Annotated in this window: 13 protein-coding genes and 1 pseudogene; 6 read left to right on the forward strand and 8 right to left on the reverse strand. The window is 65.5% G+C overall.

What is annotated here, in order from left to right; all coding sequences use genetic code 11:
* Window positions 1-118: 118 nt before the first annotated feature.
* The 3 genes from CV103_RS14605 to CV103_RS14615 all read right to left on the reverse strand — a co-directional run bounded on the left by CV103_RS14605 (window position 119) and on the right by CV103_RS14615 (window position 2,077).
* Window positions 119-556 (reverse strand): RES family NAD+ phosphorylase, encoded by a 438-nt coding sequence (locus tag CV103_RS14605; protein ID WP_107395355.1) that lies wholly within the window; start codon window positions 554-556, stop codon window positions 119-121.
* Window positions 553-975, reverse strand: coding sequence for a type II RES/Xre toxin-antitoxin system antitoxin (parS, locus tag CV103_RS14610; protein ID WP_245896856.1), 423 nt, complete (start codon window positions 973-975; stop codon window positions 553-555). The genes CV103_RS14605 and parS overlap by 4 nt, the downstream gene beginning before the upstream one ends.
* 85 nt (window positions 976-1,060) lie before the next feature.
* Window positions 1,061-2,077, reverse strand: coding sequence for an NADP-dependent oxidoreductase (locus CV103_RS14615; RefSeq protein WP_107395357.1), 1,017 nt, complete (start codon window positions 2,075-2,077; stop codon window positions 1,061-1,063).
* 134 nt (window positions 2,078-2,211) lie between these two features.
* Between CV103_RS14615 and CV103_RS14620 the strand changes: the two genes are divergently transcribed.
* The 4 genes and pseudogenes from CV103_RS14620 to CV103_RS14635 all read left to right on the forward strand — a co-directional run bounded on the left by CV103_RS14620 (window position 2,212) and on the right by CV103_RS14635 (window position 8,366).
* Entirely contained in the window at window positions 2,212-3,006 is a 795-nt protein-coding gene (locus tag CV103_RS14620) for an ImuA family protein (RefSeq protein WP_107395358.1), read from the forward strand.
* A complete protein-coding gene (locus CV103_RS14625) occupies window positions 2,906-4,738 on the forward strand; it encodes a DUF6504 family protein (RefSeq protein WP_107395359.1) in 1,833 nt (610 codons plus the stop codon). Before CV103_RS14620 ends, CV103_RS14625 begins: the two co-directional genes overlap by 101 nt.
* Window positions 4,738-7,994 (forward strand): annotated as a pseudogene (locus tag CV103_RS14630) (error-prone DNA polymerase). The gene CV103_RS14625 and the pseudogene CV103_RS14630 overlap by 1 nt, the downstream one beginning before the upstream one ends.
* A gap of 153 nt (window positions 7,995-8,147) precedes the next feature.
* Window positions 8,148-8,366, forward strand: coding sequence for a hypothetical protein (locus CV103_RS14635; RefSeq protein ID WP_146163437.1), 219 nt, complete (start codon window positions 8,148-8,150; stop codon window positions 8,364-8,366).
* Window positions 8,367-8,376: 10 nt separating this feature from the next.
* Here the strand turns inward: CV103_RS14635 and CV103_RS14640 are convergent, their stop codons facing one another.
* Window positions 8,377-9,447 (reverse strand): LysR family transcriptional regulator, encoded by a 1,071-nt coding sequence (locus tag CV103_RS14640; protein ID WP_245896858.1) that lies wholly within the window; start codon window positions 9,445-9,447, stop codon window positions 8,377-8,379.
* Between the two features lie 342 nt (window positions 9,448-9,789).
* Here CV103_RS14640 and CV103_RS14645 point away from each other — a divergent pair, with 342 nt between their 5' ends.
* On the forward strand, window positions 9,790-11,031 hold the full coding sequence (locus CV103_RS14645) for a GNAT family N-acetyltransferase (protein ID WP_107395362.1): 1,242 nt from the start codon (window positions 9,790-9,792) through the stop codon (window positions 11,029-11,031).
* An 86-nt stretch (window positions 11,032-11,117) separates the two neighbouring features.
* The gene (locus CV103_RS14650; RefSeq protein WP_170112643.1) at window positions 11,118-11,501 is read left to right on the forward strand and encodes a winged helix DNA-binding protein; all 384 of its coding nucleotides are present in this window, start codon (window positions 11,118-11,120) and stop codon (window positions 11,499-11,501) included.
* On the opposite strand, the gene CV103_RS14655 is transcribed toward CV103_RS14650, so the two are convergent.
* The 4 genes from CV103_RS14655 to CV103_RS14670 form a co-directional block, all read right to left on the reverse strand.
* Entirely contained in the window at window positions 11,502-11,777 is a 276-nt protein-coding gene (locus tag CV103_RS14655; protein ID WP_146163438.1) for a hypothetical protein, read from the reverse strand. It abuts the gene before it with no gap.
* 317 nt (window positions 11,778-12,094) lie between these two features.
* Entirely contained in the window at window positions 12,095-12,499 is a 405-nt protein-coding gene (locus tag CV103_RS14660) for a hypothetical protein (protein WP_107395365.1), read from the reverse strand.
* A gap of 48 nt (window positions 12,500-12,547) precedes the next feature.
* Complete coding sequence (locus CV103_RS14665; RefSeq protein WP_107395366.1) at window positions 12,548-12,832, reverse strand: hypothetical protein; 285 nt, start codon at window positions 12,830-12,832, stop codon at window positions 12,548-12,550.
* Window positions 12,833-13,221: 389 nt separating this feature from the next.
* A partial coding sequence (locus CV103_RS14670) for a sigma factor-like helix-turn-helix DNA-binding protein (protein ID WP_281258497.1) occupies window positions 13,222-13,520 on the reverse strand: 299 nt, incomplete at its 5' end.

Below are 13,520 nucleotides of genomic sequence, written 5' to 3' on the forward strand. Positions count from 1 at the left end.
CCGACGTTCCCCGCTCGCAGCAGCGCCAGTGGCCTGGTTTTGCGCCGCCCAATGGCCGGTTTTTGCTCCGCCGTTGACACATGGGCAGCGGGATGTTGCGACGCTGGCCCTGCTAGGGTCAGCCGAGTAGCCTCGGGTCTAGCCGGAACGGCTCGTTGGCAATCACCGCCACGCGGACCATGTCGGCATGGTGGACGTTGAGCAGCATGTTCCACTCCTGCGGAACCACGACGCTGCGCACGCGCAGCGCCAGTGCATCTCCCGCGTCGAGAAAGGCATCACCTTGGGTGATGCAGGCGTCATCGTCGGCCGGATCGCCATCAAGGATGCGCAGCGGCGCGTCGTCGGGAATTTCGATCGTCAGCAGCCGGAGGTCGTCCGGGAGCAGCTCGGCCGGGAGGTCGAGATGCACCAGCACCTCCAGCACCGCGAGGCTGGGCGTCGCGGCGGTATAGACCATCGGCCGCCCGGCCGAGTTCCAGCGTCCGCCCCAAAGGCGTGCGCCTTCACCGTCGAGCGCAACATGGGCGGCCTTGCAGAGCCGATAGGCAATCACGCTGCGATGCCGTGCTCGATCCGTCCGAGGAGGGCTTCCACGGCGCGCGCGCCGCGATCGGTGTCGGCCATCGCCAGAGGCGTTTCGCCATCGAGCGCGCGATTCTCGCGGTTCAGCCAGGCCTGCGCCTTGTCGCGGTTGCCAAAGACTTCCTCGGCAGCCGCAACGATCCCCACAACCCGCAAGAGTCTGTCGGATTCATCCTGCTCCAGGGGCTGCGCGTTCTGCTTGCGCCGCTTGAAGGTGCGAAGGTTGATGACTTTGGGATCGAGCAGGTTGAACGACAGCCGGGCGGCTTCGAGAAAATGATCGACGGCCTGGGTGGGCACGCCGCGGCGGACAAGACGGACGATGTCCCTCTCGTTGTGGAGAGGCCCTGTTATCGCCTCCCCTCCAAGCAATTCCTGGATACGCGTCATTGCCGTCATCTTGCGCCTCACAATATGCCGAACCTTGTCCGGCATATTGCACATATAAGTTAGCGCCGGCTTATCGACAAGCGGCTTAGGCGGAATTCTCATCCATACGCACCACGACCTTGCCCTTGGCGTGGCCGCCTTCGAGGTAGGCGAACGCCTGTTTGATCTCGGAAAAGGGAAAAACGCGGTCGATGACGGGTTCGAGATTTCCGGCATCGATGAGCTGTCCGAGCTCGGCGAGTTCGGCGCCACTGGGATGCATGAAGAGATAGCGATAGGTGACGCCGCGTTTTCGGGCCTCCGCACGCGAGCCATAGCTCGCGAACCAGAACAGCGTGGCGAGTAGCGCGCCCCGTCCGAGGTCTTTGCGCGCGGTCACGGGCTCCGGCAAACCCGCGATGGACACGACTTTGCCGCCGGGCTTCACGACGCCGAAGGCTTTCTTGAGCGTTTCCCCGCCGAGCAGGTCGAAGACGCCATCCATGCCGCGAACATGATCTTCGAAAGCCTGCGCCGTATAGTCGATCACCACGTCGGCGCCGAGGCGTTCGACCAGCGCCTTGCCGCGCGGCGAGGCCGTGGTGATGACTTCTGCGCCGAGCCACTTGGCGATCTGGATGGCGAACGTCCCGACCCCGCCCGCGCCGCCGGGAATGAAGACGCGGCTGCCAGGCTTCAGGTGAAGTTCGTCGCGTAGAGCCTGCAGCGCGGTCAGCCCCGCGAGGGGAACGCTGGCCGCTGACTCGAAATCGAGCGATGCGGGCATGGGAGCCAGGAGGTCGTCCGGAATGACCGCATAGTCGGCGAAGGCGCCTAGAGCATCCTTGGCCACGCGGGCGAAGACGCGGTCGCCGACCGCGAAGCGCGTCACGCCGTCGCCCAGCGCCTCGACGACACCGGCGAAATCGTTGCCCATGACGGCCGGCAGCTTGTACCTCTGGACGACCTTCAACATGCCCTCGCGGATCTTGTAGTCGACGGGGTTGAGGCTCGCGGCCCGAACGCGCACGAGCACTTCATGCGCCTGGGGCACAGGACGGGGCATATCGCGGATTTCGGCCGCGTCCGGTCCGCCATATTTCTTGAGAACGAAGGCTCGCATGGCGCGTACCATGCCCGAAAAACCGCGGTTTAGATATGTGGCGGCGCCGGATGCGAGCGGGGAAAATCGATCGTCCTTGACGAATCCGACGTCTCAAGGGAACATAAAGAGAACGAACGAGTCGATAGTGATTGATGTCCGCCCTAGCTTCGCCCGACCAGCGGCCTTGTGCCGATCAGCTTGCTGCGCTTCGCGCGCAGCTCACGCAGGCCGAACGCCTGCGTGGGCCTGTGCTGGCATTCGGCGTGACGTCGCTTGATGAGCCTCTCGCCGGTCATGGCCTGGATAGCTGCGGGCTTCATGAGTTCGCGGCAGCAAGCGCGGCGCTGAGCGACGACGCAGCCACAACGCTCTTCGCTGCCGGAATTGCCGCGCGCTTCGCCGGGGCGCCCGGTTCCACGGTGCTATGGGCGCTGTCGAAATTCGACCTCTATGCACCTGGCCTCGAACAAGTGGGGCTCGGACCCGACAAGGTCCTTTATGCGCAGGGCCGCAAGGATAGCGAGGTTCTGGCGCTTGCCGAGGACGGCTTGCGAGACGGCGCGCTGGCCTGCGTGTTGGCCGAGGTAAAGGCGGCCGATCAGACGGCGACGCGGCGGCTTCAGCTTGCCGCTACCGACGGCGGAACGCCGATGCTTCTCTACCGGCGCCATCGGGCGCGTGACCGGTGTCCCTTCGATCAGCCATCCTCGGCGATGACCCGGTGGCGTATCGGCTGCGCACCTTCGGCGAGATTGCCCTATCCGGGAGTGGGCCGCGCTCGTTGGTCTGTCGAGCTGGTCCGGCAGCGAATCGGCCATCCCTTTTCTCTCGAAGTTGAAGCGTGTGATGACCAGGGTCGCCTCGCTCTACCTGCCTCATCTCGCGATCGAGCGGATACGCCGGAGCGAGCGCGTGGGCAGGCTGGAGCCGTCCATCGAGCCGCCTGACCGCGGTGTTCCGTTCGCCGAATCGCCATTCCGCGGCGTGGTCGACGACAATCCCGGTGCCTGTTCGGTTCCGCGCGGTGGTGGCTGGCGTCCCGGCGCGCGCTGGGCGCAGGATCCCGCGCGGTCCTCGGGGCGAACCCTGGAGGAGCCGAGTGCTCTTCCCGCACAACGGCGCCCGGCCAAGCATGAAGCCGGACGCCGGAGCGAAGGCGCGCATCATCCATTTCGCGCGATACCCCCGGATGAACGGAAACGGGGTCCTGCGGTAAACTCTTCCCGCGCACTGCCTCAGTGGACCCGTCCGCTCATTCTGATCGAACGGGTGGGCCAGAAGGAGGTCGTGACCGCCGCCTGTTCACAGGCGTTGGAACTGGGACTGGTGCCTGGAATGGCCGCCGCCCATGCCCGGGCCCTGGTCGCCGATCTCGACGTGCGCGACGCCGAGCCCGAGCGCGATCGCGACGTGCTCGACCGGCTGGCACTGCATGCAGTCGGGCGCTGGACGCCGACGGCCAGTGTCTCGGGCCCGGATGGCCTTTGGCTCGACCTGACCGGCACCACGCACCTGTTCGGCGGCGAGGAGCGCTTCTGCCGCCGGCTGCTGCGCTTTTTGCGGCGCTTCGGCTATACGGCGACGATCGCGATCGCCGGCTCGCCGGGCGCGGCGCATGCGTTGGCGCGCTTCAGCGGCGCGGCGACCACGATCGTGCCTGCTGGGTCGGAGACCGCGGCCATTGCCCAACTTCCGCTTGCCGCGCTCCGTCTCACACCGGACGCGTTGAGCGCGGCTTCAAGGTTCGGTCTCGAGCGGATCGTGGATCTCTATCCCATGCCGCGCGGGCCGCTGGCGAAAAGGCTCGGCCTTTCCGCCGTGACCAGGCTGGATCAGGCGCGGGGTCTGGTCGCAGAACCCCTTGTTCCCGTCGCGCCCTTCGAGATGCCTCGGGTCGAGCGTCGGCTGCTCGAGCCAATCGGCACCGCAGAGGCTATAATTCAGGTCATCGGCGACCTCGTCGACGATATGGCGACCGTTCTCGAGACACGCGGATTTGGCCTGCGCGCGGCGGTGCTGACCTGCCTGTGCGTCGATGGCCTCGAACAGCGGATCGGTCTCGGCACCGCGCGCGCGACGCGAGACGCGAAGCACCTCAAGCGCATGTTCGCCCTGCGCGTCGAGCGGATCGCGCCCGGCTTGGGGATAGAGGCGATGACGCTCGCCGCGCCGCGCGTCGAGGCGTTGCAGCCGGCAGCGATGCCATGTGGGCTGATCGACGGCGAGCGGACGCCGGACCTTGCGCCCCTGGTCGACCAACTGGCCGGACGCGTCGGCGGGGATGCCTTGTTTCGCATGGCGCCGCGCGAAAGCGACGTGCCGGAGCGTGCGGTGCGCCGAATGGGCGCTCTCGAGATTCCGACCGGCTGGTCGCGTTGGACGCGTCCGGCGCGACTGTTGGCACGGCCCGAAATGCTCTCGCATGTGGTGGCGCTGCTTCCCGACCATCCACCGCGCCGCTTCGTCTGGCGTGGCAAGGCCTATGAGGTTGTCGCCGGCGACGGTCCCGAACGCATTCATGGAGAATGGTGGCGGACCGCCCGCGAGATGTGGGCGGTCCGAGACTATTTCCAGGTCGAAGCCGAAGGCGGCGAGCGCTTTTGGCTGTTCCGCCGCGGCGACGGCGTGGATGTGCCGACGGGGGATCTCAGCTGGTACCTGCACGGGCTTTTCGGCTGATGGCGACCTATGTCGAGCTTCAGGTGACGAGCCACTTCTCCTTTCTGCGCGGGGCAAGCGCGCCGGAAGAGCTGTTCGCCGCGGCCGCGCTCCAGGGGCATCGTGCTCTTGGACTTGCGGATTGGGGGAGCGTTGCGGGTGTCGTTCGGGGCTGGGACGGCCAGAAGACGACGGGCGTGCGCATGATCGCTGGCACCCGGGCCGACCTCAGGGACGGGCGCGCGCTGCTGCTCTATCCAGTGGATCGGCAAGCCTGGGGCCGGCTGACGCGATTGCTCTCGATCGGCAAGGGGCGAGGCGGAAAGGGTCGCTGTATTCTCGACTGGTCGGATGTCGTCGAGCACGGCGAGGGCCTGATCGCCATTCTGCTGCCCGGCGAGCATGTTGGCGCGGCCGACCTCGCCGAGTTGCGGCAGGCCTTCGGCGCGCGCGGCTATCTGGCATTGTCGTTTCGCCGCCGGCCGGGCGACGGTGGCCGCCTGTACGTGCTCGATCGGCAAGCGCGGGCGGCCGGCGTGCGCTGCGTCGCGACCGGAGATGTCCTGTATCATGCCGCCGAACGCCGGCCGCTGCAGGACGTGCTGACCGCGATCCGCGAGAAGGCCACGATCGACGCGCTCGGCTTCCGGCGGGAACGGTTCATGGATCGCAATCTGAAGCCGCCCGAAGAAATGGAACGCCGCTTCGCTGCCTTCCCGGGTGCTATCCAGGCCAGCGCGGACATCGCCGATCAATGCCGGTTCGACCTTGGCGAGATACAGTATCAATACCCCTATGAGGAGGTGATGGCGGGCTGCACCGCGCAGCAGGCGCTTGCGCGCCTGACGGAAGAGGCCGCCGCGCGGATGTTTCCCGGTGGCGTGCCGCACGCTTACCGAAGCCAGATCGATCATGAGCTCGCACTGATCGATAAACTTGGTTACGCCCCTATTTTCTGACGGTAAATTCGATCGTCGCGGAGAGCCGCCGGCGGGGCATTCTCTGTCAGGGGCGGGGCTCGGCCGCCAACAGCTGCGTCTGTTTCCTGCTCGGCATCACCTCGATCGACCCTGTGCAGCACGAGCTTCTGTTCGAGCGGTTCGTTTCCGGCGAGCGCAAGGAACCGCCCGATATTGATGTCGATTTCGAGCATGAACGCCGCGAAGAAATCATCCAGTGGATCTACGAGACCTATGGACGTCATCGCTCCGCTCTGACCGCGGTCGTCACACGCTATCGCACACGCGGTGCGGTGGCCGAGGTCGGAAAGGCCCTGGGGCTGCCACGCGATCTCACCAAGATGCTGACGGGCCTGGTCTGGGGCTGGTCGGTCGACGGCATCAGCGATGAGCAGATAGCAAGCCTGAACCTCAACGCGAAGGACCACAGGCTTCGCCTGACGCTGGACTTGGCGCAGCAGCTCATCGGCACGCCGCGGCATCTGTCGCAGCATCCCGGCGGCTTCGTGCTGACGCAGGATCGGCTCGACGATCTCGTGCCGATCGAGCCGGCGCGGATGGAAGACCGCCAGATCATCGAATGGGATAAAGATGATATCGACGCCCTGAAGTTCATGAAGGTGGACGTCCTGGGGCTCGGCATGCTCGGTTGCATGAACCGGGCGTTCAACCTTCTGGCCGATCACAAGGGCATCGCCATCGGCATGGCGGATCTGCAGAAGGACGATCCCGCCGTCTATGCCATGATCCAGAAGGCCGACACTTTGGGCGTCTTCCAGATCGAGAGCCGGGCGCAGATGTCGATGCTGCCGCGCATCAAGCCGGCCAAATTCTACGATCTGGTAATCGAGGTCGCAATCGTCCGGCCGGGCCCGATCCAGGGCGACATGGTGCATCCCTATCTCCGCCGCCGTGAAGGCAAGGAGAAGCCCGAATATCCCAGGCCCGAGCTTCGCGCGGTGCTCGAGAAGACGCTGGGCGTGCCATTATTCCAGGAACAGGCCATGAAGGTGGCAATCGTGGGCGCGGGATTCACGCCAGCGGAGGCCGACCAGCTGCGCCGCGCCATGGCGACGTTCAAGCTCACGGGCGGGGTCAGCCATTTCTACGACAAGCTGGTGGGTGGGATGGTCGCCCGGGGCTATCCGAAGGATTTTGCCGAACGCACGTTCAAACAGATCGAGGGATTCGGCTCCTACGGCTTTCCGGAGAGCCATGCCGCGAGCTTCGCCAAGATCGCCTATGCGAGCTGCTGGATGAAACACCATCATCCCGACGTGTTCTGCGCCGCGCTCCTCAACGCGCAGCCCATGGGATTCTACGCGCCGGCACAGATCGTCGCCGACGCGCGCAAGCATGGGGTCGAGGTGCGGCCGGTCTCGATCAACCACAGCCATTGGGACTGCACGCTGGAGCCGGCGCATGGCAGCTTCCTCGCAGTGCGGCTGGGCTTTCGGCAGGTACGCGGCCTTGCCAACGTGCATGGCGCGGCGATCGTCGGGGCCCGGGGGCCGGCGCCCTTCGAAAGCATCGAGGACGTCTGGCGCCGCGCCGGCGTACCGCGTGCGGCTATCGAGCGTCTTGCGGAAGCCGATGCTTTCCTCTCGATCGCCGAGGACCGGCGGCAGGGCCTGTGGAAGGTGAGGGGCCTGGGCGAAGCGCCGCTGCCCCTGTTCGCCGCTGCCGACGCGCGCGAGGCGGCCGTCTCGCCGGAGGGCCTCGAGCCCGCGGTTTCCTTAAAGCCGATGACGGCCGGCCGGGAAGTCGTGGAGGATTATCGCACCACGCAGCTCTCGCTTCGGGGCCACCCCATCAGCTTCCTGCGCCCCGCTCTGGATGCGATGCGGATTGTGCGCTGCGCGGATCTCCCGTCGATCCGCGACGGGCGCAATGTCGAGGTGGCCGGTGTGATCCTGGTCCGACAGCGCCCGGGCTCCGCCAAGGGCGTGCTCTTCGTCACGATCGAGGACGAGACCGGCATCGCGAACGGCATCCTCTGGCCCAATAAGTTCGAGATCTACCGGCGGCAGGTCATGTCGGCTTCGATGATCGCCATGAGGGGCAGGCTGCAGAAGGAAGGCGAGATCATCCATATCATCTGCGATCGCATCATCGATCACGACGCCATGTTGCGCAGCATCGGCCGAGTGGATTTCGCGGTTCAGCCTGGTCGCGGCGATGGCGCGAAGAACGGCGGCGGCCCCGACCCCCGCGATCCCGCATGGACGCCGCGCGGCCGGACCCTCGCCTCCGCGCCCTTCGGCACGGCGGCGGAGGAAGATCAGATCGTGCGCATCCGCAGTCATGATTTCCATTGAGGCTTGCTCGGGCGGAGCAAAGCTCGGCTGGAACCGACTCTTGGCACGCGCTAAACCCTGACCAGGGCAGCGCGGGCCGGGAAAGCGGCAATGCAGCGCGGGTCGGCGCTATCGACCCGGTCAAGGCGCTGAGGCTTCATAAGGAGAATGCAGATGGACAGCGGCACAGAGCTTGCCATCCGGGCGGTTGTTCGGGGTCTCTTTCACTCCGACGCCATCAATGCCAACCAGGTACGCGCCGTGATGAGCGCCCTCAAGGATGCGGCCGGCGCGGCGATGGATCGGCGCGAGCCCGCAACGGCGAAGGAACTGGTGGCGCTTTGCAAGGGCGTTCACCTGGATACGGCGGTCAGCGCCGCCGAGGCCGGGTAGGCAAAGCCGTTCAGTCGTCGTCTTCGGTGTCCATGCCGTCGATGAACCCCTCGAACAGGCCCATTACGCTGCGCATGGAGATCTCTCTCTCGAAATCTTTCGGGTGTACGAATTCGTCTCGGAACCAGGGATAGATGTCGCCGGCGAAACAGCTCCCGAGCCAGGTGAGGGCCAGCTGGACGCCCGGCGAGCTTGTCCGGGCTGGATTGACGACGCAGAGAATCTCACGGCGCAAGCGAACCGGAAGGTCGAGCGGACGAACGCGGCGACTGATGGCCCGTGCATAGGTCGGCAGGATGCCGATACCGCCGCCGGTCGCGATCGCGCGGAAGTGGGCGGAACTGCTGTTGGTCCGGATACCGATCAGGCCGGCCGCGTCCGAAGTCCCGATGAAGAACGGCAGAAGATGGGTCGCCACCTGATCGGCTTCCTGCCAGACGAGCCGATGGTTCGGCCATTCATCGACCGACGTCGGGACGCCCGCGGACTGCAGATAGCTCTCGGCGGCGAACAGCATGAGATGCAGGCAGCCTATGGTGCGGACGATCGCGGTTCCGTCCGCGGGCGGCTCGAGCTGGACCGCGATGTCGGATTCGCCGCCGGCCACGTCGCTGCGCCGCATGTCGCAGTGCAGGTCTACATCCAAGCCTGGATTGGCGCGCTGGAATTCGACCAGGCGCGGCATCAGCCAGTAGGTTCCAAGCCCTTCGGTCACGGCGATCCGAATGCGCTCCCGCGCCTCGGCCGGCTCCTCCCCGGATTGCGAGCTTTGGCGCGAGAGGCGCATTTCACGCGCGATACGCAGAAGCTTCTCGCCCACCGGCGAAAGCTGCAATCCGGCCGGTTCGCGCCGCGCGATGATCTCGCCGAGCTTGTCTTCGATCCGCTGCAGCCGCCTTCGGATCGTGCCGACGGCATGTCCGGTCCTGACGGCGCCGGACCGCAGGCTCCCGGCTTCGACCACGTCGAGGAATAATTCCAGTTCTGTCCAGTCGAGACTACCCAGCTTTTCATGAAACGACTTGCCGCCGCTTGTAGAGCGGGCTGATGATCGGCGCGCGTCAACTTTCGCCGCGATCACCGGGCTCTTTATTCGGCTCGGTGCTTTCTTGGACTTAGGCAAACCGCCCCCCCTCCAGACCGGATCACAGCAGAATGCGCTGCAAGAGAGTCCATTCCGTCTGCCGAAAGCAACTATAATTTCGGCTGATCCGGATGATTTTACATTGCCTGCGAGCCTCACGGAAAGTCGGGATTTTCCGAATAGCGGACGTCGCGCGACCGGCGCTGCACATGCTCCCATTTCCGACGAGGCGGGTTTGGGGTGTGTCAAAAATGAACCGGCCCCGGTGCGGGATGGACTCGCCTCAAAGGCGGCTCGCGGCTCTAATTCGAGAACCCTTCCAGTTGCGAAGGGGGATGTATGTACCAGACGAATATCCAGGCTGCGGCGATCGACGGTTATCAGACGATGGCCTTCTCCGATCGCGTGCTGAAACTCTGCGCGCGCGCCGGCATCAGCCCGGCGACGACCCGTCCGGCGAAGACCGAGGAAGCGCTTGCGGCGCTTGGCGTCGCGCGGACGCACCTGGGCGGGCTCGTGCCGGACGAGGTGGCCGCAGCCGCCATCGCGCACAACCCGGAAATCTTCCATCTCGTCGAAGGCGATGCGGTGTCGGCCGAGCGCCCGGCTTTCCTCGCCTATCTTCCCCTCAATCGGAGCGGGGCCGAGGCACTGGTGAACGGACGGTTCCGGGGCGCCGAGCCAGACCTTGCGATGGTCTGCCGCGCGGACGAGCCGCCGTGCGCCATCTACATCTGGCTGATCTTCGCGCCGGGCGCCCTCACACCGGCGCTGCGCGCCTTGGCTCCCCTGTTGGGAAGGCTCGCTCCGGAAGGGTGCCCGCTCTTCACGCGCGGCGTTACCGGCCACACGGCGCGGCTGTTTCCCGCCATGGGCTTCGTGACCGCCCGCCATGTTTATCCGTCCGCGCCGGAAGACCTGCTGGCGCTCTCACCGCGGTCGGGCTTTCCCGCGTTCGAAAGCGATCGGCCCATTCGCGCGGCCGCGACCATGACGGTGCGGCTAGCGCGGACGATGGAAGACCTGCTGAAATGTTTCTCGATCCGGGCCGCCACATACATGGCGGAGCAGGACTGTCCGTTCGATGAGGAGTTCGACGGCAACGATTTTTGCGCGACGCACTTTCTCGGCGAGATCGATGGCGAACCGGCCGGCTGTCTGCGCGTCCGCTACTTCGCGGATTTCGTCAAGATCGAGCGCCTGGCCGTGCGGCATGAATTTCGAACGTCTAGGCTGTCGTTCCGTCTCGTCCGCGAGGCGATCGGCTATTGCCGGCGCAAGGGTTACGAGCGTGCCTACGGCCATTCGCGTAGCGACCTCACGCGATTTTGGGGAATGTTCGGCTTCAGGCCAGTGGCGGACCGTCCGACTTTCGCCTTTTCCGATGTCGAATATGTTGAACTGGAGGCAAGCCTGGGTGCGAGCGATGACCGGCTCGCGATCGGGAGCGATCCCTACACGTTGATCCGGCCGGAGGGCGATTGGGACAGGCCGGGGCCGCTCGACCGGTCCGCCCAGCGCCCGGTATCGCAAGGGTCGCTGCGCAGTGCGGCCGGCAACGCGCCGGCGTCGTCCCAATGAGTTCGCCGGAGGACAGGCCACTTGGCGATGTGCGATCCGCGGCGGACGCAGAGGCGCCTGCGGAACGCGAGTGGCCAAGCGCGCCGATGGCGGTCGGCGATATGTCGCGCCGCGCCCTTCCGGGAGCACAGCTTGCCGCCTGGGCGGTGATGGCCCGGCGGCTAAGGGAGGAGGTCATCGGGGGCGACCTGTTCTCCGATCCCGCTTGGGACATCCTTCTCGATCTCTATGCGGCGCTCGATCGTGGCGATCGCGTCCAGCTCACCAGCGTTGCGTCCATGGCGGGTGTTCCGCCAAGCACCGGGCGGCGCTGGGCGCGCAAGCTTGTCGATCGAGGCTTGCTCGAGCGCGAGAAGGATCGGCGCGATCAACGACAGACCTATGTTCGGCTCACCGCAAAGGGTCAGGAGATCATGACGGCGTTCATGGTGCGTCTTGCGGCCAAGGGCCTGCCGTCGCTTCTGAACTGATCAGGCGAGATCGCCCCGGTCGATCAGGACTCGCGGTCCGCGCGATGGCCGTCTCGAACTCCTCGCACCGGGCGCTCTTGACCGTTGCGAGGGAAGCGGGGCCGCGTAGCGCCCGAAATTGGACCTGAGCTCGCGCTTGGCGCGGTTGACGGCCCGTTGAATGAATGCGGCGCCGTCGCCGTCGCCGCGATCCATCTGATCGAGCAGTTCCAGGGCCTCGTCGAGGCGCTTGATGATCCCAACCAGCCTGCGTTGCGTCTCGCGGTCCGTCTTCATGCCCAGTGCGGCCTCCATGAAGGGCCGGTTCTGAACGGAAACCCGATGCCCCCGCGCTTGGCGCGGGAGCCGGGGCTGGTAACATGCACGGTGACATGCGCCTACGCCTTTAGCCCCGGGGGGCCTGGACATACGCGCAGGCACCCCGGCAAACCGAGGTTTGCGGGGCCATCGCACCGTGCGGGATTACCAGTCCCGGCGCCGCCACTACGCAGCGCGGCATCGACCTAACACAGGCCCGGAATCCGGCAAAGATATTGTTACGGAACTGGTTATTGCGTGGGCCGGGAAGCCGGAAACCTCGCAGTCGCCGACTGCTATCGAAGCAACGTTCGCGCGACGTCGCCGTAGCTTGCGGGGTGTATCCGATCCCGGGACGGGAACCGCGCCAGATCGAGGGTTTCATCGCCGAACGTGGCGGCTACCGAACTGACGACATAGGCCTGCTGGCGGGCATAGGGCAGAAGCCAGATCACGCGGCGCGTTCGCACGCTGGCACGGATGCTGAGGAGCTTCCTGGCGAGTGCAGTCCCCGCGGCATCATTGGACCCCATCGCGAAGATCGCGGCGCCAAAGCTTTTGGGCGGGCGACGCCAGCCGAGGATCTGCTCGGCGGTGGCGCGCTCGACGGCCTGCACTTCGCATTGGCGCGCATAGCGTGCGTTGATCGCTTGCGCGGTGCCGACGCCGATGCTGTCGCCGAGAATGAGGCATTCGAACATGGATGATGCCGCCCGCTCCCTCGCGTTGAGGATGTCGTCTGTTTGGCGTCAACGCAAGCGCAGCGTCTCGAACCAGTCCTTGGCGGGTGCTCCTTCGTTCATCCTTTCGGCCATCTTGCTGAGATCCGTTGACGCGAGCAGATAATGCTCATCCGCGCGGAAGAAGGAGCGGACGCGCTGGGCTTCGTCGTGCGGCGGCAGGGCCGGACCGAAACGCGCCGTCCATTGGCTATCGACGAAGGCGATGAGCTCGCTCCAAGCCTGTGCCTCGTCGCCGCAGACGGTGAGCGATTTGTGACCTTCGCATAGGATTACGAGAACTGTGGCGTGCATCCGGTCGTCCGTTGAAGGGCTAAGATAATTGGCGCTGGAAGTGGATTTCGTAGGTTATACTTCCGCCCTTCGCTCAATAAGTATTGGTACGGACCTCGGATTTCAGAAGGCTTCGTGCGCCTCGATAGTGATTACTATATGAAATAACATCCATAATGGATCAAAAATCATGTCCATTCTGGACCGGTTCTTTTCCCCTGGTCTCAGCGTCAGTGTCCGGAATAGAAAACCGCTTACTCGCCACACATGCGTCACTTGTGAGACTGTGCCCCATCGTAAGATGTCTATCGCCTGCACGGGGGCGTGCCAAGCCGCTTATTGCGACTCGCTCGCACTAATATCAGGCGCCGGAAGCCGAGCGCGCTTTAGGCGACTGCAGGGAGCGGATCTTATGCGGCAGCGGGTCCCGGCGGGCTGGGCTGCGGGCACCATTGCGCGATGACGCGCTCGGTCATCGCTGCACAGTCGTGGCCGGCAAACGGAAAGGTGCCGACAAGGGCCGAGCGCAATTCTGGCGCGAGCGAGGCACGGAGGCGGCGCCGCGCCCGGAAATTGCGGGTCTTCACCGTCGCACGGGGAATATCGAGGATGGCGGCGGCTTCCTCGGTCGAGTGCGCGGCGACAACTACGATGGCCGGTTGAGCGGCGACTATGATGGCCGGTAGGATCGGTTGTCTGGTCTGATCGT

Origin of the sequence: Edaphosphingomonas fennica (genome assembly GCF_003034225.1) — a bacterium.
Classification (GTDB): Bacteria; Pseudomonadota; Alphaproteobacteria; order Sphingomonadales; family Sphingomonadaceae; genus Sphingomonas_E; species Sphingomonas_E fennica.